Source organism: Sphingomonas astragali, from assembly GCF_051400615.1.
Classification (GTDB): Bacteria; Pseudomonadota; Alphaproteobacteria; order Sphingomonadales; family Sphingomonadaceae; genus Sphingomonas.
Genome location: NZ_JBLFFH010000001.1, coordinates 952,432 through 979,067 on the forward strand (window position 1 = coordinate 952,432; position 26,636 = coordinate 979,067).

Below are 26,636 nucleotides of genomic sequence, written 5' to 3' on the forward strand. Positions count from 1 at the left end.
CCTCGGATGACCGGGGGCGCAGACAGGCTTCATTGGTGGCAGACACGCTGGTTCGTCGTGCTGGCGGCGATCATCGCGATGATTCCGCTCGTCTGGCCCGACGTGCCGCCGCTGGTCGATCTGCCCGGCCATATGGCACGCTACCGGGTCCAGCTCAGCCACGGGCAATATCCCTGGCTCACCGAATGGTATGATTTCCACTGGAGCCTGATCGGCAATCTCGGCGTCGATCTGCTGGTTATCCCGCTCGCCCCGATCTTCGGGCTGGAGCTCGCGGTCAAGCTGATCGTGATGGCGATCCCGCCGCTGATCGCGGCCGGCTTCCTGTGGATCGCGCGCGAGGTGCACGGGCGCATCCCGCCGACCGCGCTGTTCGCGCTGCCGCTCGCCTACAGCTATCCCTTCCACTTCGGCTTCGTGAACTTCGCGCTGGCCATGGCCCTCGCGCTCAATGCCTTCGCGCTCTGGCTCCGGCTCGCGCGCACGGGGCATCTCGGGTTGCGCGCGATCCTGTTCGTGCCGATCGGCGCCGTCATCTGGCTCGCGCACACCTATGGTTGGGGCACCCTGGGCGTGCTGTGCTTCTCGGCCGAGCTCATCCGCCAGCACGATCTGCGCCGGGAGCGACGCGGCGTGGCCGCGCGCTGGGTGGTGCCGTGGTTCCATGCGGCGCTGCACTGCCTGCCGCTGGTGCCGCCGGCGCTGCTGATGGTGATGTGGCGCAGCGGCCACGTCTCCGGCCAGACCGCCGACTGGTTCAACTGGCGCGCCAAGGCGCTGTGGGTGCTGATGATCCTGCGCGACCGCTGGATCACCTTCGATGTCGCATCGCTGGCGGTGCTGCTGCTCGTGCTGTTCAAGGGCGTGCGCGATCCCAACATCCAATATTCGCGCAACCTGCTGCTGTCGGGGCTGTTCCTGGTCGCGGTATTCGTGCTGCTGCCGCGCATCATCTTCGGCTCCGCCTATGCGGACATGCGCCTCGCCCCGTTCATGCTCGGCATCGGACTCGTCGCGCTCAGGCCCAAGCCCGGGATGTCGATGCGTGGGGCGGCCACGCTCGCGGTGGTGGGGCTCGCCTTCTTCGTCGTACGGATCGGCGGCACCACGGTGAGCTATTGGCTCTACGACCGCGACTATGACCGCGAACTCAGGGCGCTCGACCATCTGCCGGTCGGCGCGCGGCTGGTCAGCTTCGTCGGCGAAACCTGCTACAACGAATGGAAGATGACGCGCCTCCAGCATCTGCCGGGGCTGGCGACGGTGCGGCGGCTCGCCTACACCAACGACCAATGGTCGATGCCGGGCGCGCAGCTGCTGACGGTGCGCTACCGTGCCGCCATCCCCTTCTCGCACGACCCCTCGCAGATCGTCACCAACGTGCAATGCCCGCGCGAATGGTGGCGGCCGGTCGCGGTCAGCCTTGCGCGCTTTCCGCGCCGGGCGTTCGACTACGTCTGGGTGATCCGCCCGCCCGCCTATGACAAAAGGCTGGAGGCCGGGCTGATCCCGGTGTGGCGCCAGGGCGGCTCGGCGCTGTTCAAGGTCGACCACGCGGTGCCGCGCGCGCAGCTCGCGCCCAGGGATCTCGGCCCCTATCCCGAGCTCTACCGGCGCATCCAGGCTATGGTGCGCCGCACCTCCTGAACGGGCCGAGCTCGCCCAGGAACTCCTGCTCCTGTTCGATCGCCTGCCGCTCGCGGACCAGGAAGTCGGCGACGGCGCGCCGGAAGTTCGGATCGGGGATATAGTGCGCCGACCAGGTCGTGACCGGGAGATATCCCCGCGCGAGCTTGTGCTCGCCCTGCGCGCCCGCTTCGACGGTCCCGAGGCCGCGGGCGATCGCCGCGTCGATCGCCTGATAGTAGCAGAGCTCGAAATGGAGGAACGGCACCTCCTCCGTGCAGCCCCAGTAACGCCCGTAGAGCGTGTCCGCGCCGATCAGGTTGAGCGCCCCCGCGATCGGCCGGCCATGACGCTCGGCGAGGATCAGCAGGCATTTGTCCGCCATGGCTTCCCCGAGCAGCGAGAAGAAGGCGCGGGTGAGATAGGGCCGTCCCCATTTGCGCGATCCGGTGTCCTGATAGAAGCGCCAGAAGATGTCCCAATGCGCTTCGGTAAGGTCGCGGCCGGTGACATGCCGGATCGTCAGCCCTTCCACCGCCGCCGCGCGTTCGCGCCGGATCGCCTTGCGCTTGCGGGAGGCGAGCGCCCCGAGGAACTCGTCGAAGCTCGCATAGCCCTGGTTCGTCCAGTGGAACTGCGTGCCGGTGCGGATCAGCCAGCCCGCCGCCTCGAACAGCGGCACCTGGTCCGGGGCGACGAAAGTCGCGTGCGCCGAGGAGAGGCCGTGCTGGTCGGTCACCGCCTCCAGCGCAGCGATCAGCGCGGGCGCCTGCGCCCCGTCGCGCAGCAGCAGCCGCGGCCCCGGCACGGGCGAGAAGGGCACCGCCACCTGCAGCTTGGGATAATAGCGCCCGCCCGCGCGCTCCCAGGCGTCGGCCCAGCCATGGTCGAACACATATTCGCCCTGGCTGTGGCTCTTGGCGTAGGCCGGCGCTATTCCCGCCGCCCGGCCCTCCGCGCCCTCGACCACGATCGGCACCGCCTGCCACCCGCTCGTCGCGCCGACCGATCCCGATCGCTCGAGGATCGAGAGGAAGACGTGGCTGACGAACGGGTTGGCGCTGCCGGCGCAGGCATCCCACTCGGCGGCAGGGATCGAGGAGACGCCGGCGGCGATGCGTGCGGTGACGGGAGAGCTCACGCGCGCGATGTAGGACCGCCCGGCGCCGACGCCAATCCGCCGTCAATCTGCGGGCTGCTCAGGACCTGATGAGCGCTGCGGCCTGCCCCCCTCGGCATAACCTTCCGCAACCCTCTCGCCCGCGATCCGCACGTCGCTGCGCGGATAGGGTACGACGATGCCGTGCTCCTGGAACAGCCGCCACAGCCGATTGAGCACGTCCGACCTGACGTTGCCGACCCCGCTCTGCGGATCGTTGATCCATACCAATATGTCGTGCTCGACCGCATATTCGCCGAACGCGGTCACCCAGACGTTGGACGGCGGCGTGTCGAGCACGCGCGGGCTCTCCTCCGCCGCGCGCAGCATCAGCGCCTGCGCGAGCTCCAGATCGCAGTCATAGGCGACCCGCACCGGGATGCGCACGCGGACGTTGGTGTCGGTGTAGGACCAGTTCTCCACCTCCTGCGTCATCAGGATCTCGTTGGGGATGAGATGCTCCTTGCCGTCGCGGGTCACCACGCTGACCGCGCGCACGCCGATCTTGTTGACCCAGCCGAAGCTGTCGCCGACCACGATCACGTCGCCCGGCTTGATCGAGCGGTCCATCAGCAGGATGATCCCGGCGATCAGGTTGCCGACGGTCTTCTGGAGGCCGAAGCCGATCGCCAGCCCCATCGCGCCCGAGAACACGGCGAAGGTGGTGAGATCGATCGCGAGCAGGTCGACCGCGAAGAAGAAGGCGACCACCACCACCGCGATGCCGATCAGCTTCTGGGTGAGCAGCCGCTGCGTGGGATCCAGCCCTCGTGCCCCTTCGAGCGCCTGCGCCGTCGCACGGTTGATCAGGCGGACGAGCGCGTAGAGCAGCACCGCGGTCACCAGCACCGTCACCAGCGCGAGCAGCGACAGCCGCCGCGTGCCGATCTCGACCCCGATCGCGTCGAGCGTCGCGGTGATCGGCCGCAGCCCGCCGACCGCATGGCTCAGCAGCGCGGTGAACACCACCGCCGCCACGCTCCACGCGATCCAGCGCGAGAGACGGACGCCGCGCAGCAGCTCGACCATCGCCAGCGCCCCGGCCAAGCCGAGCGCCACGCCGACGCCGGCATCGGCCAGCGGATGCCAGGGCCAGGCACGCGACAGGATCGCGAGCAGCAGCGCGGCGGTGCCGTGGCGAACGATCGCGCACAGCCGCCGCCCGACGCCGGCGCCGTGCTCGCCGACCCGCGCGGTCCACAAGGCGGTCGCGCGGGGCCCCAGGGCCCGCCCCGCCAGCCAGCCGATCGCGAGCGCCACCACCACCAGCGCCAGCGCGACGCCTGCCTCGACGAGCTCGGCAGGCGTCGGCTCGGCGAGCCCCTGTGCGGCGAGCCAGGCGCCGGCCCGGCTCATCCCCGCGCCGCCCGCCACGCGGCCAGCCCGGCGTCGAGGTCGGCGATGAGGTCGTCGGGGTCCTCGAGCCCGATCGACAGGCGCACCAGCGGCCCATGGCCTTCCCAGCGCGTGGCGGTGCGATGGCGTTCGGGGTCGGCGGGGATCGCCAGGCTCTCGAACCCGCCCCAGCTGTAGCCGATGCCGAACAGCTCGAGCGTGTCGATCAGCGCGGCCCGCTCGGCCTCGCCGCCGCCGGCGAGCTCGAACGCGAACAGCCCCGCTCCGCCCCTGAAATCGCGGACGAACAGCGCATGGCCGGGGCAGTCGGGCAGCGCCGGATGCAGCACGCGCGCGACCTCCGGCCGCCCCCTCAGCCATTCGGCGATGCGGAGCGCGCTCGCGGCGTGGCGTTCGAGCCGCACCGCCATCGTGCGAAGGCCCCGGCTGCCCAGCCAGGCGTCGTCCGGGCTGGCGGTCTGGCCGAGCTGGTAGCTGGTCGCGCGCAGCCGCTGCCAATGCGCCTCGGTGGTGGTGACCGACCCCAGCATCACGTCCGAATGGCCCGCGACATATTTGGTGCAGGCCAGGATCGAGAAGTCGACGCCCATCCCGATCGCCGGCAGCCCGAGCGGCGTCGCCCAGGTATTGTCGATCAGCGTGACGACGCCCCGCGCCTTCGCCGCTGCGACGATCGCCGGCACGTCCTGCACCTCGAAGGTCAAGCTGCCCGGACTCTCCATGAAGATCGCGCGGGTGTTCTCGCCGATCAGCTTCGCAATGCCGCCGCCGATCAGCGGATCGTAGAAGCGGGTGGAGATGCCGAAGCCCTTGAGCAGCCCGTTCGCGAAGCTGCGGGTGGGATCATAGGCGCTGTCGACCAGCAGCAGCTCGTCGCCCGGCCGCAGCACCGACAGCAGCGCCGTCGACACCGCTGCGACGCCCGACGGATAGAGCAGCGTCGCATATGCTCCCGGCTCCAGCTCGGTCAGCGCCTCGGCGAGCGACCATTGGGTCGGCGTTCCCCGGCGGCCGTAGAACAGGCGGTGATGGGTGTCGCGCGTGGCGCCGGCGCGCAGGTCCGCGACCGAATCGTAGAGGATGGTCGACGCGCGCCACACCGGCGGGCTGACGATCCCCTGCGTCCATTCCTCGCGCCGGCCGGCGGTGACCGCCTTGGTGGCGGGCTTGCGCTCGCCGCTCATGCCGCCGCTCCGATCGCCTTGGGCGTCGCGGGATCGGCGCCCCACTCCGACCAACTGCCGTCGTAGAGCGGCACCTCGTGCCCCAGCAGATGCGCGCCGAACACCAGCACCGCGGCGGTGACGCCGGAGCCGCAGGTGGCGATGAACGGCCTGTCCGGATCGATGCCAACGCCGGTGAAGGCGGCGCGGAGCGCGTCGCCGCGCTTCCAGGTCTCGTCCGGATGGAACAGGCTATCCTGCGGCAGGCTCCGCGAGCCGGGGATATGCCCGGGCGCGACCCCGGCACGCGGCTCAGGCGAGCTGCCCGCGAAGCGCGCCGCCGAGCGGGCGTCGGCGATCGGCGTCCTTTCGGCCAGCGCCACCTTCATCTGCGCGAGGTCGCGGGCCTCGCCGCTTCCGCGCGTCGCGACGAAATCGCCGGACGCCGGCCGCTCGTCCCCGCTCGCCAGCGGTCTTCCCTCCGCCCGCCACTTCGGCAGCCCGCCGTCGAGGATCGCGACCCGCTTCGCCCCGAACAGCCGCAGCATCCACCAGATGCGCGCGGCGCTGTGGTGCGGGGAATTGTCATAGACGACGATGCGATCGTCGTTGGACAGCCCCAGCGCCGAGGCGGCCCGCCCGAACGCCTCGGTGCCGGGGAGCATGTGCGGCAGCGGGCTTGTGGGATCGGATACCGCCTCCAGCGCCATGAACACTGCGCCCGGGATATGCGCCGCACGATATTCGGCGGCGGCGTCGCGCCCATAATCGGGCAGGATGAAGGTCGCGTCGACGATGCGGAGGTCGGGGCGGACGTCGCCCGCGTCCATCGCGTCGGCGAGCCATTGGGTGGAGACCAGCGAGTCCATGGTCCGGCTCTACAGCGGATCATGGCAAACCGGAATCCTCCGTTCGCGCCGACCTTGTCGAGGGGCGGCCAAGGCCGGATCGACGGTGACGGAGAAGCGGGTCGGTTTGGTAGGGAAGGTGCAATCCCCTTCGTCATTCCCGCGAAGGCAGAGAGACGGCCCTCGAGCTCCACTCGATCGTTTGAATGCCTGACCTCCCATCGGGAAGACATGGACCGTCAGTTTTCCTCCGCTCGCTTCCGCCCTACATGGGCGCCATGACTCCGATCCATCTTGGCCAGTCCAGCAGCCTGCCGGCCTCTCCCGAAGAGGCCGTGCTCGACTACGTCCCCAATCCCCGCGCCGGTACCCGCTATCTGGTGCGTTTCGCCGCGCCCGAGTTCACCTCGCTCTGCCCGATCACCGGCCAGCCCGACTTCGCGCATCTGGTGATCGACTATGTGCCGGACGCGACCATCGTCGAATCCAAGTCGCTCAAGCTGTTCCTCGGCAGCTTCCGCAACCACGGCGCCTTCCACGAGGACTGCACCGTCGGCATCGGTCAGCGCCTGTTCGACGAGATGAAGCCGCACTGGCTCAGGATCGGCGGCTATTGGTATCCGCGCGGCGGCATTCCGATCGACGTGTTCTGGCAATCGGCCCCGCCGCCCGCCGACGTGTGGATTCCGGCACAGGACGTCCCCGGCTACCGCGGTCGCGGCTGAGCGTATCCGTACCACGTCTGACGGATTCTGCATGTTGCATTGCAACAGAAAAGAAACCATCTCGCTTAGCGAGCGTTCTCCGGAGGTTAGGCACAGCATTCTATAACCTGTGTTGCATTCGCGAAGGGTAGAGATGGAACAGGCGGCGACGGCGAACCGGATCGATCATATCGCGTTGGTGGGCAATTACCTGCCCCGCAAATGCGGCATCGCGACCTATACGACCGATACTTTCAAGGCGCTTAGGGAGCGATATCCGGGCGTTCGCGTCGACGTCTATGCGATGGACGATCACCCCGGCCGCTACGCCTATCCGCAGGAAGTGACCGCCGCGATCCCGCAGCAGGAGCGGCAGGCCTATGTCGCCGCCGCCCGCACGATCGAGACCAGCGGTGCGCAGGCACTGTGGGTCCAGCACGAATATGGCATCTTCGGCGGCGCCGCCGGCGAATATCTGCTGGCGCTGGTCAACCGCGTCACCGTCCCGCTCATCGTCACGCTCCATACCGTGCTGGAGCAGCCGAGCCCGGACGAGCGGCGCGTGCTGGAGGCGCTGCTGCGCCGCGCCGCCAAGGTGATCGTGATGGCCGAGCGCGGCCGTGAGATCCTGAAGCGCGTCTACGGCGCCAGCCCGCGCAGCGTCGTGATGATCCCGCATGGCGTGCCTGACCGGCCGCTGCTCGAGGCGGCGACGATGAAGGGCCGCTTCGGCTGGGACGGGGGCGCGGTGATCCTGACCTTCGGCCTGCTCGCCCCCAACAAGGGCATTGAGACGATGATCGCGGCGATGCCGGCGATCGTCGCCGAGCATCCGGATGCGCTCTACATCGTGCTCGGGGCGACCCACCCCAACCTCGTCGCACATGAGGGCGAGGTCTACCGCGACCGGCTTGAGGCGCTCGCCGCGGAGAAGGGCGTGGGCGGCAATGTCCGCTTCGTCGATGCCTTCGTCGAGCATGACGAGCTGCTCGACTATCTCCAGGCGGCCGACATCTACGTCACGCCCTACACCAATCCCGCGCAGATCACCTCCGGGACGCTGAGCTATGCGGTCGGCGTCGGCAAGGCGGTGGTCTCGACCCCCTATGTCCATGCCACCGAAATCCTGGCCGATGGACACGGCGTGCTCGTCGACTTCGGCGACAGCGAAGGCTTCGCGCGCGAGATCAACGCGCTGCTCGGCAGCGAGCGCAACCGTTCGCGCCTGTCGGAACGCGCCTATGCCCGCGGCCGCACGATGATCTGGCCGCGCCTCGCCGAGGCGGCGATGGCGGAGATCGCCGCGATCGTCGCCGCCCAGCCGCGCCGTCTTGCCGGCGGTCCGCCGCTGCGCCCGCTGACGCCGGACATCTCCGCGGTCGAGCGGATGAGCGATTCGACCGGGATGCTCCAGCATTCGATCTATTCGATCCCGGACCGCCGCCACGGCTATTGCATCGACGACAACGCCCGCGCGCTGATGCTGATGTGCCGGATCGAGCCGCTTGACGAGACGGTGCGCGACAAGTGGACCAGCGTCTATGCCTCGTTCGTCCAATATGCCTGGAACCAGGAGGCGCGGCGCTTCCGCAACTTCATGAACTTCGACCGGACCTGGTGCGAGGACGTCGGTTCGGAGGATTCGAACGGCCGCGCGCTATGGGCGCTCGGCGTCACCGCGAGCGAAGCGCGCCTCCAGAAGCATCGCGACTGGGCGGTGGTGATGTTCGATCGTACCGGCAGCATGGCGCTGGAGCTGGAGGCGCCGCGCGCCCATGCCTTCGCCATGCTCGGCGCCGCGGCGATGCTGAGGGCGCATCCCCAACATGCGCTGGCCCGCACCATCCTCACCCGCTTCGGCGACGAGCTGCTCCAGCTCCTCGACGCCGCGCGCCGGCCCGAGTGGAAATGGTTCGAGATCATGCTCGCCTACGACAACGCCCGGCTGCCCGAGGCGTTGATCCGCGCCGGCCTGGCGCTCGGCCGCGACGATTTCATCCGCACCGGGATCGAGACGCTGGAGTGGATCGTCGAGCGCCAGACCTCGCCGGAGGGCCGCTTCCGCGCGGTCGGCACCGAGAGCTTCGGGAGGCCCTATGCCGATCCGCTGCCGTTCGACCAGCAGCCGCTGGAGGCGCAGGCGACGATCGACGCCTGCACCGCCGCCTATGAGGCGACGCATGATGGGCGCTGGATCGAGGAAGCGGACCGCGCCTATCGCTGGTATCTCGGCGTCAACGACCTCGACCTGCCGCTCGCCTCGGTGAGCGACGGCGGCTGCTTCGACGGGCTCCAGCCCGACGGGCTTAACCGCAACCAGGGGGCGGAATCGATCCTGGCGCTTCAACTCGCCTCATGCGCGATTTCTGCTCTTGGAAAGCAGGCCGCACCCGTGGCAGGACCGGCGCACGCCGTCGCCTGACCCCCGGGGTCCTGCGCTCGGCTCTGTCGATGTTCCCGGGGGGCGCCTTTGCTCGAGCTGTTTCATCATGCGCTGAGGCTGCACGCCGATCCGTCGCGGGTGGTGGTGCGTCCGTTCCATCTCGGCTGGGCGTCGAACAACGGCGCACCCAGCCGCACGGAGCGCATCGTCAGCGCGGTGCTGGCGATGGACGCCAAGGAGACGCACGCCTCGTTGGAGGCGGTGCTCAAGGACTTCGAGGCGCGGCACTGGCAGACACGGCGGGTGTTCATGACCCGCTACGACGAGATCGAGGTACTGCTGGGGCTCGACGGCGCCGACATCGGCGACGAGAAGCGCCAGCTGATCGGCGCCTATTTCTGCCACGAATACAGCTATGCCGCCGCCGCGCTGATGAACCCCAGCGTGGTGCCGCACTACGATCAGAGCGGAATGCCCAAAGGCTCCATCCGCATCCTCATGTCGATGCGGGCGGTGGGCGAAGGTCACATCAGCTCGATCGCCTTTCGCGAGGGGATCGTCACCGACAAAAACCAGCTCAAGCTCGCGCCCGAGCCGCCCTTCGCTACCGCCGCCGACATGCCGGGCGACGAGCTCCATGTGCCGGAAGGGCCGATCACCGTCTACCGGCATCGCGACTCGACGCTGTCCGGCACGGTGATCTTTCCGATCACCAGCGCCCAATCGAAGGGGCTGGAGGATCTGCGCCTCGTCAAGTTCACCCACGACGACGGCCGCGACGAATGGATCGGCACCTACACCGCGTTCAACGGCGAGCGTATCCAGTCCGAGTTGCTGCGCACCACCGACTTCCGTACCTTCGACCTCGTGCCGATGACCGGGTCGGCGGCGGGCAACAAGGGTATGGCGCTGTTCCCCCGCACGGTGGGCGGGCGCTACATGATGATCGGGCGGCAGGACGGCGAGAATGTCTACATCATCTCCTCCGACCGCATAGACAATTGGGACGGGGGCGAGATCCTGCTCAAGCCCGAGCATCCGTGGGAGCTCGTCCAGATGGGCAACTGCGGCCCGCCGATCGAGCTCGACGAGGGCTGGCTGCTGCTGACCCACGGCGTCGGCGCGATGCGAAAATACGCGATCGGCGCGGCGCTGCTCGACAAGGACGACCCCTCCAGGGTGATCGGCCGCACCGCCGAACCCCTGATCGCCCCCGCCGACCAGGACCGCGAAGGCTATGTTCCCAACGTGGTCTATACGTGCGGTGCGCTGAAGCACGGCGACCGCATCTTCATCCCCTATGGGATCGCCGACTCCTCGATCGGGTTCGCTTTCGTCACGATCAGCGACTTGCTCGCGCAGCTGTGAGGGTGCGCCGGTAGGCGAAGGCGATCAGCGCCGCGAACACCGGCAGCGACAGCCACGCCGCCGCGCCCTCGAAATCGCGGACCAGCGCGAGCGGCGCGTCGCTGCCCGTGCTGGCGACGATTCCGGCGAAGAAGACGCCGAACAGGCTCTCGCCGACGATCAGGCCGGTGGCGACCAGCACGCCCATCCGGGAGAAGAAATCGCGCCGCGGGGAATCCTTGATAGCGCGCTCCCAGACATGGCCGATCACCGCGCCGACCGGCACCAGCAGCGTCGCCGACATCGGCAGATAGATACCCATGCCGAAGGCGAGCGGCGGCAGGCCCATCCTGCGGTTCCGGCGCAGCGTCTCGTCGATCGCGATCATCGCCACGCCGAACGCCGCGCCGGTGCCGATCATCCGCCAGTCGAGCGTGCCGCCGAGCACGCCCTTGGCGAGCGAGGAGATCAGCGCCGCCTGCGGCGCCGGCAGCGCGTTCGGCCCGGCGTTGGGCGCGCCCGAGAAGCCGAAGGCGATGTTGAGCACGTCGAGCACCGGCGGGATGACGAGGCTGCCGAAGGCGACGCCGATCACCAGCGCCACCTGCTGCTTCCACGGCGTCGCGCCGACGAGTTGGCCGGTCTTCAAATCCTGGAGGTTGTCGTTCGAGATGGTCGCGATCGAGAAGATGATCGCGGTCGCGAACAGCGCATAGGCGACCAGCGCGTCGCCGCGCTCGGGCGTCCCGCCATTGCCGTAGACCGCCGCCAGCATCAGCGAGGCGCCGAGGATCGCGAGGATGCCGACCCCCGACACCGGTGAGTTCGACGCGCCGATCAGGCCCGCCATGTAGCCGCAGACCGACGCGATCACGACGCCGATCACCACGACGTAGACCAATGTCGCCAGGATGATCGGCACCGCATGGTCGGCGATCGGTCCGCCGGCCGCGAACGCCCAGAGCAGATAGGCGATCGGCACGAAGGTGAGCAGGATCGTGCCGCCGACGATCCCGATCGGCAGGTCGCGCTCGGTGAGCTCGAGCACCTGCCCCTGCCCGCGCGCCTTTGCCGCCGCCATCGCCGAACGAATGCCGCCGATGATCGGCCCCAGGATCTTGAGCAAGGTCCATACCGCCGCGACGCCGATCGCGCCGGCGCCGATGAAGCGCACCTGCGTCCGGAACACCTCGCTCACCACGTCGCTGACGGGACCGGTCAGCCCGTGCCAGCTCGTCAGCAACGGCACCAGCACCAGCCAGGCGGTAATCGTCCCCGTCAGCATCGCGAGGCCGACCGACAGGCCGACGAGATGACCGACGCCGAGCAGCGCCATCGACAGCCCGACCGAATAGCCGCTGCCCGTTGCGCCGACGCGGAAGTTGCGGGTGAGATCGCCGAGTGTGACCTTGAACTGGGTGATCAGCGAATAGAAGGCGGAAACGAGGCTGCCGGTGACGATCGCACGCAGCCCCTGCGCATTCTCCGCATCGCCGGCTTCGGTGCCGGCGCCGACCTTCAGCACCTCGGCCGCCGCAACACCCTCGGGATAGGGCAGGTCCGATCCGGTTACCAGCGCACGGCGCAGCGGCACCGAGAACATGACGCCGAGCACACCGCCGGTCGCGCACACCGCGACCGAGGTCCAGTAGGGGAAGCCCGTCCACCAGCCTACCATGACCAGGCCGGGCAGTACGAAGATGATCGCGGCCAGCGTGCCCGCGGCGGACGCGATCGTCTGGACGATGTTGTTCTCGAGGATGTTGTGCCGGGGCAGGAACCGCAGGATCGCCATCGAGATGACGGCGGCGGGAATCGAGGTGGCGAAGGTCAGGCCGACCTTCAGCCCCAGATAGACATTCGCCGCGGTGAACAGCAGCGTGATGATGCCGCCGAGGACGACGCCGCGCAGCGTCAGCTCGGGGAGCGTGCCGGTCCGGGTCATGCGCGGGGCGATCCGAAAATGTTGACGAAATTGACTCGCCTATCGTGCGAGTCCGAGCGGGCAAACACGGCCGGCGCAGCGCGATCGTGGAATGATGTCATCCGATCACGGTGGCACAAATGAGGGGGTGTAGGAAAATACTTTGTCGGGAGCGGCTCCCAATCCTTCCCTCAGGAAGGACCTGAAGACGAAGCCTGTCAGCCGAACCCGCCTTCCAGGAAACGCTCGGCGAAGGCGCAGTGGAGGGCGACGCCCTTGGCCATCACCGCTTCGTCGATGGTCATGCGGGTGTTGTGGAGCGGCGGCGCGGTGGCGGGGTCGACCTCCTCCGCGGCGACGCCGAGGAAGGCCATCGCGCCCGGCACCTCGCGCAGCACGTAGGAGAAGTCCTCGCCGCCCATGATCGGCGCCGGGACGGTACGCCAGCCGCGGCCGCCCAGCCCTTCGGCGATGCCCTGCACCAGATCGACCGCGCGCGGATCGTTGCGCGTCACCGGATAGCCCTCGTCGACGCTGAGCTCGCCGGCGCAGCCGTGCGCGGCGGCGACATGCTCGACGATGCGGGCGAGGCCCGCCTGCGCCTTGGCGCGGGTGGCGTCGGAGAGGGTACGGAGCGTCCCCTTCATCTCCACCTCGTCGGGGACGATGTTGTAGGCCGATCCTGCGTCGATCTTCGTAATCGACAGCACCGCCGGATCGGTGACGGCGATCTGGCGCGCGACGAAGGTCGAGAGCGCCGTCACCATCTCGCAGGCGACCGGGATCGGATCGAGCCCCTCGTGCGGCATCGCGGCGTGGCCGCCCCGGCCGCGTACGGTGATGTTGAGCTGGTCGGTCGAGGCGAGCAGCGGACCGGGGCGGCTCATCACCAGCCCGCCCGGCGCGTTCGGCCAGATATGGAGCGCGAAGGCGGCATCCGGCCGCTCGATCTCCAGCAGCCCGTCCTCGATCATGTGCCGCGCGCCGTGGTGCCCCTCCTCGCCCGGCTGGAACATGAAGACGACGGTGCCGGGGAGCTGGTCGCGCCGCGCCGACAGCGCGCGGGCGGCGCCGGCCAGCATCGCCGAATGGCTGTCGTGCCCGCACGCGTGCATCGCGTTCGGGACCCTGGATGCGAACTCCAGTCCCGTCTCCTCGGGCATCGGCAGCGCATCCATGTCGCCGCGCAGCAGCACGGTGCGGCCGTTGTCCGAACCGCCGCGCAGGATCGCGACGAAGCCGGTGGTGGAGCTCGATTCATGGATTTCCAGCGGCAGCCCCTCCAGCGCGGCGCGGAGCTTGGCGGTGGTGCGGGGACAATGGAGGCCGATCTCCGGATCGGCATGGATCGCGCGGCGCAGCGCGATGACATCGTCGAGCTCGGCGGCGCCGGCGGCGGTCCAGTCGGTGGCGAGGGGGGCGTTCATGCGGCGACTCCAAGGAAAAGGTCATCCTAAGCCTCCCATTCCCGATCGTCATCCCGGCGGAGGCCGGGATGAGGGTCCAGGTCTCGGCTCAGGAACCCGGCGTGAACGGTTGATCGACCGCATACCGTCATGAAACTGAAACCATAACGTCTCCGATACGACATGGATCATCCCTAGCGGCGCCACATGCGCGCGGCCGTGGCGCTGACCTCACGACCATCTCCATCGCCATCAGGGGGGCGACATCCATGATCGACCGGAAGACCATCCTATGCGGCTGCGCGCTCGCCGCGCTGCTCGCGCCGCTCGGCGCCGTCGCGCAGGACCAGACCAACGCCGCGGATACGACGCAGGGCGCCGACGAGACGCCGCGCGCCAACGACATCATCGTCACCGGTAACATCGAGTTCCGCAACCGCACCGACGACCCCAATCCGGTGCTCTCCTACGACCTCGAATATTTCCAGAAGTTCGAGCCGGTGTCGGTCGGCGAGATGCTGAAGCGCGTGCCGGGCGTCACCTTCACCTCCGACGTGCTCGAATATGACGCGGTGCAGTTCCGCGGCCTGCCGCCGGGCTATACCCAGGTGCTGATCAACGGCCGCCGCGCGCCGGGCGGCGAGGCCGACCGCAGCTTCTTCGTCGACCGCATCCCGGCCGAGCTGGTCGAGCGCATCGAGCTGGTCCGCTCGCCGACCGCCGACCAGCCGAGCGAAGGCGCCGCCGGCACGCTCAACATCGTCACCAAGGAATCGACCAGCTTCGAGGGCGGCTTCCTGAAGGGCGGCGCGCTCATCAACACCAAGGACGGCGAGGTCCGCCCGTCGGGCGCGATCGCCTATGCCGGCCACATCAGCGATTCGACCGATTTCTGGGGGGCGCTCAACTACCAGAAGCGCCGCAACCCGAAGAGGAAGGTGTCCTACCGGTTCGACGACGTCCCGGCGACCGACGACAAGCGCTTCCCGGACGGGCTCGACAGCAATTATGTCACCGACCCCGCATTCGACAATTTCGAGGCGCAGGAGGATACGCGCGACGGCAGCGACCTGTCGGGCAGCGCCGAGATCAGCACGCGCTTCGGCGACGGCGGCCATTTCCGCATCGGCGGCTTCTTCGTCGACACCGACCGCGACGAGGACGAGACCTCGCTCACCTGGGAAGGCGCCGACCTCGACTTCGACGGGGTCGAGACCCAGCACGAGGAGATCGATCAGCAGACTTATGCGGTCACCGCCGACGCGCTGATCCCGCTCGGCAATCTGAAGCTCGGCGTCGCGGGGGCATGGAACGGCTATCGCGACCACACCGACGCGCTGGTCTCCGAGGGCGGCGAGGAGGATTTGAGCGATCTCGAGCCGGTCGAGATCGAATCGACCCGCATCAAGGATGACGAATATACCGGCACGCTGTTCCTGCGCTACGGCGATGGCGGGCCGCTGAAGGTCAAGGCGGGCATCGACCTGCTCAGCAAGACGCGAGACGGCTCCAACTCAGTGTTCGACGTCGAGGACGACGAGACCGAGGTCAACAATGCCGCGACCTTCACGATCAAGGAGAAGCGCTACGATCCCTACCTGCGCCTCACCTTGCAGCCCACGAGCGCACTCACGATCGACGCGGGTCTGCGCTACGAGATCACCGACCGCGAGGTGACCGGCGCCGACGGCACGGCCAAGTACGAAACCGACCTGCTCAACCCGTCGCTGCACCTGCGCTATGCGCCGACCACGCGCGACCAGTTCCGCGCCTCGATCGCCCGCACCGTGCGCAGGCCCAATTACGACATGATCTCACCCTATGAGCAGGAGGAGAGCCCGGGCGACGAGGACACCACCATCGGCAACCCCGAGCTGCGCAACGAGCAGGCCTGGGGCATCGACGTCGGCTACGAGCGGCGCATCGGCGCCAAGGGCATCCTGGGGGTCAATGTCTTCTACCGCGACATCAAGGACCTGATCGAGCTGGTGCGGACCGGCGACATCGTCGACGACGGCGAGGTGATCGGCGGCACCTTCACGCCGCGCAACATCGGCGACGGCCAGACCTGGGGCGTCGAGGTCGACTTCTCGACCCCGGTCCAACTGTTCGGCTTCGGCGAGACCGGCCTGTTCGCCAACTACACCTATCTCGACAGCAAGACCGACGATCCGTTCACCGGCGAGGAGCGACGCTTCAACAACCAGCCGCACCACATCTACAACGTCGGCTTCATCCAGAACGTCGACCCGGCGACCGTGAGCTTCGGCGCGACCATCTCGGGCCGCAGCAAGGCGTCCGAGTCGAACTTCGACGAGACGATCAACCTGCGCTACGACCCCGATCTGGAGGCGTTCGTCGAGAAGCGCATCGGCAGGCATTTCGTGCTGCGCGCCTCGGTGCAGAATCTGCTCGACCGGGTGAAGTACGAGGATTTCCGCAAGTATGACGGAGATTCCTACGATCAGATCCTGGCGGCGCGCGAGGCGGGCGATCTCGACGAATATGAGATCGAGCGTGAGCATTCGGGCCCGCTGCTCCAGCTGACGCTGCGCGCGGCGTTCTGAGCGCCACAGGACCCGACCCCTCCGAGAGCCGTCGAAGCACCGTACCTACCTTGCAGTGCTGCGCGAGGGCAGCCTGCCGGGCGCCGCGCGTGCGTTCGATCCCGCCCGGCCGACGAGCGGCGGCGGATCGGTCATTACATCGTCATCCTGCCCTTCGCCGGGATGACGTCTGGGTAGACGTCAAGCCGAGGCGCGGAGTTTCGCCTCGGCCTCCGCCATATAGTCGCGGGTGATCGGCAGCGTGTGGCGGTTCCGGGCGAACTGCAGCTGATAGTTCACCATGTTGCCGTATTGGAAGGTGACGTAGGCGCCCGCGAGATAGAAGGTCCACATGCGGAAGAAACGCTCGTCGTAGATCTCGACCAGCGCGCCCTTCGCCGCGACGGTGCGGTCGTACCAGTGCTTCAACGTATGGGCATAGTGGAGCCGCAGCACCTCGATGTCGGTGCAGAACATGCGGATGCCTTCATAGCCGCGCGCGATCTCCGACAGGGCGGGGATGTAGCCGCCGGGAAAGATGTATTTGGCGGTGAAGCGGTCGGTGACGCCCGGCCCGTCGGTGCGGCCGATGGTGTGGAGCAGCATCACGCCGTCGTCGGTCAGCAGCTCGCGGCATTTCCGGAAGAAGGTGCGGTAGTAGAGCGTGCCGACATGCTCGAACATGCCGACCGAGACGATGCGGTCGAACCGGCCGGTGACCCGACGATAGTCGATCAGCTCGAACTTGACCTTGTCGGCGACGCCGGCTTCCTCGGCGCGGCGGCGGGCGACCTTGAGCTGCTCCTCCGACAGGGTGACGCCGAGGACTTCGGCGCCGGTCTTGCGGTGGAGGTAGAGCGCCATGCCGCCCCAGCCGCAGCCGATGTCGAGCACGCGCATCCCGGGCTGCAGCGCGAGCTTGGCGGCGATATGCGCCTTCTTGTCCTCCTGCGCCTGGTCGAGGCCGTTCGCCGGATCGGTGAAATAGGCGCAGCTGTACTGGCGGTCACGGTCGAGGAAGAGGTCGTAGAGCCGGTCGTTGAGGTCGTAGTGATGCGCGACGTTGCGCTTCGACCGTCGCGTCATGTTGATGCGGTCGATGCGGAAGCGCACCGCGGCGACCGCGCGGCCGAGCCAGCTCGCCTCCAGCGCGGTATCGTCGCGCTCCCACATATTGTTGGCGGTGGCGAGGCTGAGCAGACCGAGGATGTCGCCCTCCTCGATCGCGAGCGAGCCGTCCATGAAGGTCTCGCCCGCCCCGGTCGCCGGATCGCGCAGGATGCGGCCGACCGCTCCTTTGGCGAAGCGGATGGTGACGGACGGCAACGCCGGATCGGGCGTGCCGAAGCTCACCCGCTTGCCGTTGGCGTGGATCACGGTGAGTTGGCCGCGCTTGATTGCGCGCGTGAAGAAGCGATCGATCAGCGACATCGGGCCGTTGCCTAGCAAGCGTTTCGGCCGCGCAAAAGCCCCGGTTCGTCAGATGCCGGCATACCAATCATATCCGGCGACATCCTCCCAATAGCCGCCCTTGCCGCCGTGGATGCTGTCGAGGCCGGCAACCGCCTCGATCCGCCGGACATATTTGGCGTGCTTGTAGCCGAGCTGGCGTTCGCAGCGCAGCCGCACCGGGGCGCCGTTGCGGACGGTGAGCGGCGCGTCGTTGAGCGTCCAGGCGAGGATGGTCTGCGGGTGGAGCGCCTCGATCAGGTCGAGCGATTCGTAATAGGGCCGCACGCCGAAGCGGTCGGCGCAGTGGAAGACGACGTAGCGCGCGGCGCTGCTCATGCCGGCGGCGTCGAGCAGCAGCTTGAGCGGGGGGCCGTGCCACTTGCCGATCGCGCTCCAGCCCTCGACGCAGTCGTGGCGGGTGATCTGGGTGCGGGCGGGCATCCGCCGCAGCTCCGCTATCGCCAGGCTGAGCGGGCGCGAGACCAGCCCGTCGACGGTAATCCGCCAATCGGCGAAGTTCGCTGCGGCGTGGGCCTGATATTCGGGCGTGTCGGGGTTCTGGGTGCCGTTGCCGCGGAAGATCGGGGAAATCTGGTCCGGCCGGAACTCGCGCGCCAGCGCGGTGCGGCTCGCGAGGCTGCGCTGGAGCCAGCGGTGCATGTTCTCGGCCGAGAACAGGATATCGCGCGCGGCCGGGTTCCTGCCGACCGCGTCGCAGCCGGCCAGGGTGGTCGCGGCGAGGCTGCCGATCACCGCGCGGCGGGTGAGGATCATTCCTCGGGCACCTTCCATTTGCCGGTGATCATCGAGCGCAGCTCGTTCACCGGGCCGGCGAGAATGACCAGGGTCAGATGGACGATGGTGAACAGCGCGATCAGCCCCGCAGCGATGAAATGGATCGACCGCGCCGACTGCCGCCCGCCGAACAGGTCGATCAGCCACGGCCAGGCCGCATTCATTCCCGGCGACATGGCGAGGCCGGTGAAGATCATCAGTGGGATCAGCACGAAGACGGTCGCGGCGTAGCTCGCCTTCTGCAGCGTGTTGTAGCGGCCGGGATCGTCGGCGTCGTGGAAGCGGAAGGCGAGGTGGTCCTTGAAGTCCTTCCACAAGTGACGCGGCGCCAGCTCGCGACGGCGGAAGGTCAGGTCGCGCTGGAAATGGCGGTTGATCAGGCTCGCCGCCATGAAGGCGAGCAGGCCGAAGGCGAACACCAGCGCGAAGAACAGGTGCCAGCGCCGCCCCAGCGCGAGATTGTAGGTCGACGGGATCGTCAGCCAGCCGGGCCAGCGCGGCAGGCTGAGCCACGGATGATCGAAGTTCGCGCCGTACTGCCCCCAATAGAGATGCGGATGCGCATTGAAGATCATCAGGCCGGAGCCGAGCAGGACGAAGATGCAGACGGCGTTGACCCAATGCCAGAGCCGCGTCGTCAGCTGGTGACGGCGGATCACCTGCGGCGGGGCGGGGGGCTCGTCCATGCCGTGCGATCCTACCAATAGGCGCGGTGAAAGAATACGGCGGTGGTGACGCCGGTGACGAGCAGCGTCCAGATGCGCACCGCGAGCGGCGACAGGCGCTTGCCGATGCCGGCGCCGAGCCAGCCGCCGACGATGCCGCCGATCAGCATCGGCAGGCACGCCCACCACACCACCATCGCGAAGACGACGAACACGATCGCCGCCGCACCGTTGGCGATCGCGAGCATCAGCGTGCGCGGCGCGAACATCTGGCGCGGCGTGGTATGCGCGAGCAGGCCGTAGATCGCGGTGGTGACCAGACCCACGCCGCCGCCGAAATAGCCGCCGTAGATGCCCAGGAACACCTGGCACACCACCAGCGTCGGCGCCCCGATCGTCACGCGCCGGTGCAGCCACGCCGCGGCGCTCTTGCCGAACAGCATCACCGCGAAGGCGAACAGCAGCAGCCAGGGCACGATGACGTCGAACGCGCGCGCCGGGGTCAGCACCAGCAGCAGGCTGCCGACGATGCCGCTGACGAAGGTGATGCCGGCGAGCACGCGCCAGTCGACCCTGCCCAGCGGCCCGAGCTCGTCGCGGAACGCCCAGGCGCTGGTCGCCGCGCCCGGCAGCAGCGCGATGTTGGAGGTGGCGTTGGCGATGTTGGCGGGAAGGCCGATCGCGATCAGCGCCGGCAGCGTCGCGAAGGTGCCGCCGCCGGCCAGCGCGTTCATCGTCCCGCCGACCAGGCCGGCGATGCCTGCAAGGAGAAGATCGGACCCGGTCATGCGAACCCTATGGCGGAAAGCCGCCCATAATGTCAGGCTCCTTGTGTCGGGCGCGTCGCTTCGACGAACGGAGGGCCGCGATGGACGATGCGATCGCCGACTATGCCGCCGCGGCGGCGCCCGCGCTCATCGCCGGCTATGACGCGCTTCCTCCGGCTGAGATCTATGCGTCCGTCCTCGATCTTCTGCCCGACCGGCCGGCCCGGATCGCCGACATCGGCGCGGGCACGGGCAGGGACGCGGCGTGGCTCGCGGGGCAGGGCCACCGCGTCCTGGCGGTCGAGCCGGTGCGGGAATTCCGGGAGGCCGGTGTCGCGCTGCACGGCGACCGGATCGAATGGCTCGACGACAGGCTGCCCGAGCTTGCTCAGACGGTGCGGCGGGGGCCGTTCGACCTGGTGCTGCTGTGCGCCGTCTGGCATCACCTCGACACGCCTGCTCGCGCGGTCGCGATCCGCAGCCTCGCGCGTATGACGGTACCGGGCGGCAGGGTGATCCTGTCGCTCCGCCATGACCCGGGCGCCCCCGGCCGCCACAGCTTTGCCGCGCCGCCGGAAGAGGCGATCGATCTGGCGCACGCCAACGACTTCGATCTGGTCCGCCGGGCGGAAACCGGCTCGGTGCACCCCGAAAGCCAGGCCAAGGGCGTGCGCTGGACGTGGCTGGTGCTGTCGAGAGGCGAAGGGCTTTAGGGTTGCCCTGTTCGGATTGAAGCAGCACCCGTGCTCCTGCCTTCGCAGGAGCACGGATCGACTAGGGACTGTTTCAGCAAAGCTGAAAACGACTCTAGCCCAGCGCCGACTGCTTCTCTTCCGCCAGCCGATCGAGCTCGGCGCGGCTCTTGCGCTCGCTCGCGGTCTTGAGCTGGCCGCAGGCGGCGTCGATATCGCGGCCGCGCGGGGTGCGGACGGGAGCGGAGATGCCCGCCTCGAATACGATGTTCGAGAAGGCCTTGATTCGCTCGGGGGTCGAGGTCTCGTAGGGCGCGCCGGGCCAGGGGTTGAACGGGATCAAGTTAACCTTGGCCGGCAGCTTGTACGCCTTGATCAGCCGGACGAGCTCGCGCGCGTCCTCGTCGCCGTCGTTCTTGTCCCTGAGCATGACATATTCGAAGGTGATCCGCCGCGCATTGTTGGCGCCGGGATAATCGGCGCAGGCCTGGAGCAGCTCCTCGATCCCGTATTTGCGGTTGAGGGGCACGATCTCGTCGCGGATCTCCTTGGTCACCGCGTGCAGCGACACCGCGAGGTTGACGCCGATCTCCTCGCCGGCGCGCGCCATCATCGGCACCACGCCCGAGGTCGAGAGGGTGATGCGCCGCTTCGACAGCGCGAGGCCGTCGCCGTCCATGACCAGCCGCAGCGCATCGCGGACGTTGTCGAAATTGTAGAGCGGCTCGCCCATGCCCATCATGACGATGTTGGTGAGCATCCGCCCTTCGGGCTGGCTCGGCCATTCGCCGAGCGCGTCGCGGGCGAGCATCACCTGGCCGACGATCTCGGCCGGCGTCAGGTTGCGCACCAGCCGCATCGTGCCGGTATGGCAGAAGCGGCAGTTGAGCGTGCAGCCGACCTGGCTCGACACGCAGAGCGTGCCGCGGTCGGCGTCCGGGATGAAAACGCTCTCGTATTCCTGCCCGTCGTCGGAGCGGAGCAGCCATTTGCGCGTGCCATCGGACGAGACCTGCGCGGTCACCACCTCGGGCCGGCTGATCACAAAGCGCTGCGCCAGCCACGGGCGGAGCTGCTTCGAGATGTCGGTCATCAGCTCGAAGTCAGTGACGCCGCGATTGTAGATCCAGTGCCAGAGCTGCTTGGCGCGCAGCTTCGCTTGGCGCGGCTCGACCTGCGCGGTCTCCAGCGCCATGCGCAGATCGTCCCGCGACAGACCGAGCAGGTCGATGCGGCCGTCCGCGCGCGGCTTGAAGGCGCGCTCGACGGGCACGGGATCGATGTGCCCGGGGATGGGCATGGGGGCGGCCGATGCTGCTGGCATGGGCGCCCATGTAGCGGAAGCGGCGGCGATTTCCTAGAGTCTGTCCTATTGAAGCAGCGTCAGCGCTCCTGCGAAGGCGGGAGCCGCAGGCGATGTCCCCATGATCCAGAGCTCCTGCCTTCGCAGGAGCACGATTCTATTTCATCCGGACCGACTCCTGGGGCCGGCCGCGATATCGACCGAGAGGTGGCGCGGCGGGACCGGGCCTCATTTGCGGCCGAGCAGCAGCCGGGCCTGCGTCCCCCATCCGCCGATGAAGACGTCGTCGACGCCGTCGCGGTTCACGTCGGCCACGTCCATGCTCCACGCCCGTCCCCTGGTCTCGGCCGGCATCGCCGTCGCGGTCACGTCGCGGAACCGGCCGGTGCCGTCGTTGCGATAGGCGCGGACCTGCATCGGCGCGAAGCCGGGAACGCCGATCGCGCCGACCAGAAGGTCGGGATGGCCGTCATGGTCGAAATCGACCACCTCGCCGCCCCAGCTCGAAAAGCGGTTGGGCGGCAGACGCGCCGCCGTCTCGTCGACGAAGCGCCGCCCGTCGTTGACGAGCAGCCGCGCCTGCGGGTCCTTGTCCCAGCTTCCGGCGTTGCTGGTGAGGTTGAGCAGCAGGATGTCGAGGCGGCCGTCGCCGTTGGCGTCGAAGATGTGCGCCTCGCGCGTCTCCAGGGGGACCTCGAGATCCAGCCGACTGGATGCGTCGGCAAATCGGCCGCGGCCGTCGTTGAGCAGCAGCCGGCTCGGCGGACGCTCGTTGGCGACGAACATGTCGAGGTCGCCGTCACCGTCGATGTCGATCAGCGCGATGTCCTGCGTATCGTCGCGGACCTGGGGGAGATGAGTGGCGGTCGCATCGACGAAGTGCCCGGGTCGGGCCTTGTCGCTCAGCCAGAGCAGTTCCTGACCATTGCCTTTGGCGGCGCCGGACGAGCCGATGACGATGTCGGGAAGGCCGTCGCGGTTCACGTCGCCCACCGCAAGGCCGTTCCCCTCGCTGCGGCCGGGCAGCCGGCCGCTCATGTCGGCGAAACGGCCGCCAGGCCCGCCGAGGAACAGCTGGTGCGCCTGATCGTCCTCGGCGACGAAGACGAGGTCGGGCCAGCCGTCGCCGTTGAAATCCGCCGCCCGCACATGCTCGCTGTCATGCGCCTTCGCCCCGAACACGCCCCGCCGCCAGGTGAAGCCGCCCTTGCCGTCGTTGAGGTAGAGCCGGTTCACGTCCCCTTCGACTGCCACCGCGAGATCGAGGTCACCATCGCGGTCGACATCGACGAATACGCCATCGAGGGCGTGCAGCTTCGGCGCCGTGGGAAGCGCGGTCGCGGTCACGTCGGCGAACATGGGCTCGTTTCGGCGTCCATCCGATGCGGCCGGCGTGGCGGCCAGTGTCATCAGTGCAATGAGATGACGGACCATGATCTTCTCCCGGCATGGAATGGGCGCGTCGCCGATCCCGGCCCTTCGACAAACTCAGGCGAACAGGACATAGGGCGGACGAACCCTACCCCCTGAACAGCCCGCCGAGCACACCGCGCACGAGCCCGCCGACGATACTGCCGGCGGCGCCGCCGCGGCGGGAGCTGCCGAAGATCGCCTTGGTCACCTGGTTGGCGACGGCGCGGCCCGCGGCCGAGCTGGCGGAGCGGGTGGCGGAGGTGATCGCCTTGTTCCACGGATTGTTCGCCGTCTCGCGCTCGGCCTGCCGCCGCGCCTGCTCCGCGAGCCGTGCCTGGCGCTCCGCCTCCTTCTCGGCGGCGATATGGGCGCGCTCGGCCTCCTTGGCGGCGGCGGCATCCTGCTTCGCCTTGAGCGCGGCCGCCTTCTCCGCCTCGTCTTGCGCCCTCGCCGCGGCGGCCGCTGCGGCGGCCTCGCTCGACTTGGCGGCGAGGAGCTCCTCGGCCGATTCGCGGTCGACCAGCGCGTCGTACTTCGGCCCGATCGCGTCGGTCTGGAGCAGCACCTTGCGCTCGTCGGGGGTGACCGGGCCGACGCGCGAGCGGGGCGGCTTGACCAGCGTGCGCTCGACCGGCGCGGGCGCGCCATCGGGCTGGAGCAGCGACACCAGCGCCTCGCCGACCGCGAGTTCGGTGATCGCGGTAGCGACGTCGACGCCGGGATTGGCGCGGAACGTCTCGGCCGCGGACTTGACCGCCTGCTGGTCCTTGGGGGTGAAGGCGTTGAGCTTGTGCTGGATGCGGTTGTTGAGCTGCGCCGCGACCGTGTCGGGGATGTCGATCGGATTCTGGGTGATGAAATAGACGCCGACGCCCTTCGAGCGGATCAGGCGCACGACCTGCTCGACCTTCTCGAGCAGCGCCTTGGGCGTGTCGTTGAACAGGAGATGCGCCTCGTCGAAGAAGAAGACGAGTTTGGGCTTGTCGGGATCGCCGACCTCGGGAAGCGTCTCGAACAGCTCGCTGAGCAGCCACAGCAGGAAGGTCGAGTAGAGCTTGGGGCTCGCCATCAGCTTGTCGGCGGCGAGGACGTTGACGATGCCGCGGCCCTTGTCGTCGGTGGCGATGAAGTCCGAGATCGCGAGCGCCGGCTCGCCGAAGAAATGGTCGCCGCCCTGGGCACGGAGCTGGAGCAGCGAGCGCTGGATCGCGCCGACCGATTGTTTCGAGACGTTGCCGTAGGTGGTGGTGAGCTCGTCGGCGCGCTCGGCGCAATGGGTCAGCATCGACTGGAGATCGTCGAGGTCGAGCAGCAGCAGCCCGTCCTGGTCGGCGACGTGGAAGGCGATGGTGAGGACGCCCTCCTGCACCTCGTTCAGGTCCATCAGGCGCGCGAGCAGCAGCGGACCCATCTCGCTGACGGTGGTGCGGATCGGGTGGCCCTGCTCGCCGAACAGGTCCCAGAACTGCACCGGATTGTCGGCGTAGCTCCAGTCGGCGAGGCCGATCTGCTTGACACGCGCGGCGAAACTCTCGTGCGTCCTGGCGGTGGCGGCGCCCGCCATCGCCACGCCGGAGAGGTCGCCCTTCACGTCCGCGACGAAGCTCGGCACGCCATTGGCCGAGAAACCCTCGATGATGCCCTGCAGCGTCACCGTCTTGCCGGTGCCGGTCGCGCCGGCGATCAGGCCGTGGCGGTTGGCGCGCTTGAGCTGGAGCTCCTGCCGCGCGCCGGCAGCACTGGAACCGATGTAGATCGAGTCGGACATGAAAAATCCCTCCCGGGTTGGCCCGGGAGGGATAGCGCGAATGCGCGCGCCGCTAAAGGTGCCGTAACCATCTCAACCAAAATGAGTACAAATTGATCTTGCCTTCTCACTTATACTAAATAAAATTGCAGTGCGGGCTCGCAATGTGTAACATAAATGCAATGGAGAAATTGAGATGATAAGAAATTTTATCATTCCATGCGCCGTATTGACGGCATTTTTCCCATCAGTGTCTTATGCGGGAACCGGACAAGGGGATGTTCAAGTCAACATCGCAGATGGAAAGGTAAATTTAGTATCAACCAAGGCAGGATATGATCCTTGGTGCCATAATGGTGGACTCGATACCTGTCTGAGTAACTGCTATCACACTTATACAGATCAGAGGACTTATTGTAACCAGATGCCAGGCGATCCCTACGGGGAAATGGTGTTTCAATGTCTCGATGCCGCAGAGAGCGAATATTCATCATGTCAAGATGATTGTCAGCAGCGGTGCACCACTGAAACATGAGTCAACCTCTGGGGAGCATTCTGATGCTCCCCAATTTTAGGCATTTAGATATGACAGATCTACTTAAATATAGTATATTACTATATACATTAATGAACGGCGCCATGCCGCTCACAGCGCAGGATCGGCTGAGCAACCCAAACAGGGAAGATGTTATCAAAATTGTCAGAGACGTTTTATTGAATGATCCAGAATTACTTCAGGAATCTCTGAACAATCTTGCTAAATACAAAAAAGAGAAATCTGACCTGATTTTCGCTAGAAAATCATACGAACTCAGAGGTTTTCTCGAGAATGACAATAATGCTTATATAGGAGCAGAAAATTCTTCAGAAAAGATTATAGCGTTTACCGATTTTAACTGTAAATTCTGCGCTCAAATGGCCAATTTTATAAGAAATAATCCACGAAAGGGTTATAAAATAATTATGAAAGATTTGCCAATTTTGGGAAAGAATTCAGAAGATATGGCAAAATATGCTATCGCTTCGACCAAGTTCGGCGCATACGAGAAATTCTACTTTGCCGCTTTCTCTATGCCACATTCCAACAAAGCAGACATACAGGCCATGATAAGTCACATTGGTCTAGATTCCGAGGAATTAGAGAGAGAATCGGAAAAACCGTGGGTGGCCGAGATACTAGAGAATAACAGAAAGGCTGCCTCCGCCCTCGGCATTAATGCCACGCCGATGTTGATTTATAATCAGAAAAAACTGGAAGGTGGTTGGCGCGACCTTTCCCAGATGACACTGAAATCGAGCACTGCCAAATAGCCATTTATCGAATTAGTATTCGACACCTC

General features: G+C 67.2%; 20 protein-coding genes. 7 read left to right on the forward strand and 13 right to left on the reverse strand.

The window, feature by feature from the left end:
* Positions 1 to 6: 6 nt before the first annotated feature.
* Positions 7 to 1,647 (forward strand): hypothetical protein, encoded by a 1,641-nt coding sequence (locus ACMGER_RS04870; RefSeq protein ID WP_436810976.1) that lies wholly within the window; start codon positions 7 to 9, stop codon positions 1,645 to 1,647.
* On the opposite strand, the gene ACMGER_RS04875 is transcribed toward ACMGER_RS04870, so the two are convergent.
* From ACMGER_RS04875 to sseA, 4 genes are read right to left on the reverse strand one after another with little or no spacing between them, the layout of a single operon-like run.
* Complete coding sequence (locus ACMGER_RS04875) at positions 1,625 to 2,767, reverse strand: GNAT family N-acetyltransferase (RefSeq protein WP_436810977.1); 1,143 nt, start codon at positions 2,765 to 2,767, stop codon at positions 1,625 to 1,627. The two genes, ACMGER_RS04870 and ACMGER_RS04875, sit on opposite strands and share 23 nt — an antisense overlap.
* A 42-nt stretch (positions 2,768 to 2,809) precedes the next feature.
* Positions 2,810 to 4,141, reverse strand: a complete 1,332-nt coding sequence (locus ACMGER_RS04880) for a mechanosensitive ion channel family protein (protein WP_436810978.1) — start codon at positions 4,139 to 4,141, stop codon at positions 2,810 to 2,812.
* Entirely contained in the window at positions 4,138 to 5,325 is a 1,188-nt protein-coding gene (gene metC, locus ACMGER_RS04885; RefSeq protein WP_436810979.1) for a cystathionine beta-lyase, read from the reverse strand. The genes ACMGER_RS04880 and metC overlap by 4 nt, the downstream gene beginning before the upstream one ends.
* Positions 5,322 to 6,173 carry a 3-mercaptopyruvate sulfurtransferase gene (gene sseA, locus ACMGER_RS04890; protein ID WP_436810980.1) on the reverse strand — a complete coding sequence of 284 codons (852 nt, stop codon included), beginning with the start codon at positions 6,171 to 6,173 and terminating at the stop codon, positions 5,322 to 5,324. The genes metC and sseA overlap by 4 nt, the downstream gene beginning before the upstream one ends.
* Positions 6,174 to 6,430: 257 nt before the next feature.
* Between sseA and queF the strand changes: the two genes are divergently transcribed.
* The 3 genes from queF to ACMGER_RS04905 all read left to right on the forward strand — a co-directional run bounded on the left by queF (position 6,431) and on the right by ACMGER_RS04905 (position 10,607).
* Entirely contained in the window at positions 6,431 to 6,877 is a 447-nt protein-coding gene (queF, locus tag ACMGER_RS04895) for a preQ(1) synthase (protein WP_436810981.1), read from the forward strand.
* A gap of 133 nt (positions 6,878 to 7,010) precedes the next feature.
* The gene (locus ACMGER_RS04900; protein ID WP_436810982.1) at positions 7,011 to 9,278 is read left to right on the forward strand and encodes a glycosyltransferase family 4 protein; all 2,268 of its coding nucleotides are present in this window, start codon (positions 7,011 to 7,013) and stop codon (positions 9,276 to 9,278) included.
* 48 nt (positions 9,279 to 9,326) lie between these two features.
* The gene (locus ACMGER_RS04905; RefSeq protein ID WP_436810983.1) at positions 9,327 to 10,607 is read left to right on the forward strand and encodes a glycoside hydrolase family 130 protein; all 1,281 of its coding nucleotides are present in this window, start codon (positions 9,327 to 9,329) and stop codon (positions 10,605 to 10,607) included.
* On the opposite strand, the gene ACMGER_RS04910 is transcribed toward ACMGER_RS04905, so the two are convergent.
* On the reverse strand, positions 10,582 to 12,531 hold the full coding sequence (locus ACMGER_RS04910; RefSeq protein ID WP_436810984.1) for an OPT family oligopeptide transporter: 1,950 nt from the start codon (positions 12,529 to 12,531) through the stop codon (positions 10,582 to 10,584). The two genes, ACMGER_RS04905 and ACMGER_RS04910, sit on opposite strands and share 26 nt — an antisense overlap.
* 197 nt (positions 12,532 to 12,728) lie before the next feature.
* On the reverse strand, positions 12,729 to 13,937 hold the full coding sequence (locus ACMGER_RS04915; RefSeq protein WP_436810985.1) for a M20 metallopeptidase family protein: 1,209 nt from the start codon (positions 13,935 to 13,937) through the stop codon (positions 12,729 to 12,731).
* Between the two features lie 248 nt (positions 13,938 to 14,185).
* Between ACMGER_RS04915 and ACMGER_RS04920 the strand changes: the two genes are divergently transcribed.
* Positions 14,186 to 16,483, forward strand: a complete 2,298-nt coding sequence (locus tag ACMGER_RS04920; RefSeq protein WP_436810986.1) for a TonB-dependent receptor plug domain-containing protein — start codon at positions 14,186 to 14,188, stop codon at positions 16,481 to 16,483.
* A gap of 180 nt (positions 16,484 to 16,663) precedes the next feature.
* On the opposite strand, the gene ACMGER_RS04925 is transcribed toward ACMGER_RS04920, so the two are convergent.
* Genes ACMGER_RS04925 through ACMGER_RS04940 form a run of 4 tightly spaced genes read right to left on the reverse strand, consistent with a single transcriptional unit; the run spans position 16,664 to position 20,162 of the window.
* Entirely contained in the window at positions 16,664 to 17,893 is a 1,230-nt protein-coding gene (locus ACMGER_RS04925) for a class I SAM-dependent methyltransferase (RefSeq protein ID WP_436810987.1), read from the reverse strand.
* A gap of 48 nt (positions 17,894 to 17,941) precedes the next feature.
* Positions 17,942 to 18,688 (reverse strand): molybdopterin-dependent oxidoreductase, encoded by a 747-nt coding sequence (locus ACMGER_RS04930; protein WP_436810988.1) that lies wholly within the window; start codon positions 18,686 to 18,688, stop codon positions 17,942 to 17,944.
* Positions 18,685 to 19,395, reverse strand: a complete 711-nt coding sequence (locus ACMGER_RS04935; RefSeq protein ID WP_436810989.1) for a cytochrome b/b6 domain-containing protein — start codon at positions 19,393 to 19,395, stop codon at positions 18,685 to 18,687. The genes ACMGER_RS04930 and ACMGER_RS04935 overlap by 4 nt, the downstream gene beginning before the upstream one ends.
* An 11-nt stretch (positions 19,396 to 19,406) precedes the next feature.
* The gene (locus ACMGER_RS04940; RefSeq protein WP_436810990.1) at positions 19,407 to 20,162 is read right to left on the reverse strand and encodes a sulfite exporter TauE/SafE family protein; all 756 of its coding nucleotides are present in this window, start codon (positions 20,160 to 20,162) and stop codon (positions 19,407 to 19,409) included.
* 80 nt (positions 20,163 to 20,242) lie between these two features.
* On the opposite strand from ACMGER_RS04940, the gene ACMGER_RS04945 reads away from it, so the two are divergent.
* On the forward strand, positions 20,243 to 20,854 hold the full coding sequence (locus ACMGER_RS04945) for a class I SAM-dependent methyltransferase (protein WP_436810991.1): 612 nt from the start codon (positions 20,243 to 20,245) through the stop codon (positions 20,852 to 20,854).
* A gap of 94 nt (positions 20,855 to 20,948) precedes the next feature.
* Here the strand turns inward: ACMGER_RS04945 and rlmN are convergent, their stop codons facing one another.
* From rlmN to ACMGER_RS04960, 3 genes are all read right to left on the reverse strand, one after another.
* Positions 20,949 to 22,133 carry a dual-specificity RNA methyltransferase RlmN gene (gene rlmN / locus ACMGER_RS04950; RefSeq protein WP_436810992.1) on the reverse strand — a complete coding sequence of 395 codons (1,185 nt, stop codon included), beginning with the start codon at positions 22,131 to 22,133 and terminating at the stop codon, positions 20,949 to 20,951.
* 231 nt (positions 22,134 to 22,364) lie between these two features.
* Positions 22,365 to 23,570: an FG-GAP repeat domain-containing protein gene (locus tag ACMGER_RS04955; RefSeq protein WP_436810993.1), complete on the reverse strand. Its 1,206-nt coding sequence runs from the start codon at positions 23,568 to 23,570 to the stop codon at positions 22,365 to 22,367.
* An 85-nt stretch (positions 23,571 to 23,655) separates the two neighbouring features.
* Positions 23,656 to 25,317, reverse strand: a complete 1,662-nt coding sequence (locus ACMGER_RS04960) for a helicase HerA-like domain-containing protein (protein WP_436810994.1) — start codon at positions 25,315 to 25,317, stop codon at positions 23,656 to 23,658.
* Between the two features lie 537 nt (positions 25,318 to 25,854).
* Here ACMGER_RS04960 and ACMGER_RS04965 point away from each other — a divergent pair.
* Complete coding sequence (locus ACMGER_RS04965) at positions 25,855 to 26,607, forward strand: thioredoxin domain-containing protein (protein ID WP_436810995.1); 753 nt, start codon at positions 25,855 to 25,857, stop codon at positions 26,605 to 26,607.
* The last annotated feature ends 29 nt before the right edge of the window (positions 26,608 to 26,636 follow it).

Coding starts and splice junctions, on each gene's coding strand:
- ACMGER_RS04870 (WP_436810976.1), top strand. CDS start 7: ATGACCGGGGGCGCAGACAGGCTTCATTGGTGGCAGACACGCTGGTTC.
- ACMGER_RS04880 (WP_436810978.1), bottom strand. CDS start 4,141: ATGAGCCGGGCCGGCGCCTGGCTCGCCGCACAGGGGCTCGCCGAGCCG.
- metC (WP_436810979.1), bottom strand. CDS start 5,325: ATGAGCGGCGAGCGCAAGCCCGCCACCAAGGCGGTCACCGCCGGCCGG.
- sseA (WP_436810980.1), bottom strand. CDS start 6,173: ATGGACTCGCTGGTCTCCACCCAATGGCTCGCCGACGCGATGGACGCG.
- queF (WP_436810981.1), top strand. CDS start 6,431: ATGACTCCGATCCATCTTGGCCAGTCCAGCAGCCTGCCGGCCTCTCCC.
- ACMGER_RS04900 (WP_436810982.1), top strand. CDS start 7,011: ATGGAACAGGCGGCGACGGCGAACCGGATCGATCATATCGCGTTGGTG.
- ACMGER_RS04910 (WP_436810984.1), bottom strand. CDS start 12,531: ATGACCCGGACCGGCACGCTCCCCGAGCTGACGCTGCGCGGCGTCGTC.
- ACMGER_RS04915 (WP_436810985.1), bottom strand. CDS start 13,937: ATGAACGCCCCCCTCGCCACCGACTGGACCGCCGCCGGCGCCGCCGAG.
- ACMGER_RS04920 (WP_436810986.1), top strand. CDS start 14,186: ATGATCGACCGGAAGACCATCCTATGCGGCTGCGCGCTCGCCGCGCTG.
- ACMGER_RS04925 (WP_436810987.1), bottom strand. CDS start 17,893: ATGTCGCTGATCGATCGCTTCTTCACGCGCGCAATCAAGCGCGGCCAA.
- ACMGER_RS04930 (WP_436810988.1), bottom strand. CDS start 18,688: ATGATCCTCACCCGCCGCGCGGTGATCGGCAGCCTCGCCGCGACCACC.
- ACMGER_RS04935 (WP_436810989.1), bottom strand. CDS start 19,395: ATGGACGAGCCCCCCGCCCCGCCGCAGGTGATCCGCCGTCACCAGCTG.
- ACMGER_RS04940 (WP_436810990.1), bottom strand. CDS start 20,162: ATGACCGGGTCCGATCTTCTCCTTGCAGGCATCGCCGGCCTGGTCGGC.
- ACMGER_RS04945 (WP_436810991.1), top strand. CDS start 20,243: ATGGACGATGCGATCGCCGACTATGCCGCCGCGGCGGCGCCCGCGCTC.
- rlmN (WP_436810992.1), bottom strand. CDS start 22,133: ATGCCCATCCCCGGGCACATCGATCCCGTGCCCGTCGAGCGCGCCTTC.
- ACMGER_RS04955 (WP_436810993.1), bottom strand. CDS start 23,570: ATGGTCCGTCATCTCATTGCACTGATGACACTGGCCGCCACGCCGGCC.
- ACMGER_RS04960 (WP_436810994.1), bottom strand. CDS start 25,317: ATGTCCGACTCGATCTACATCGGTTCCAGTGCTGCCGGCGCGCGGCAG.
- ACMGER_RS04965 (WP_436810995.1), top strand. CDS start 25,855: ATGCTCCCCAATTTTAGGCATTTAGATATGACAGATCTACTTAAATAT.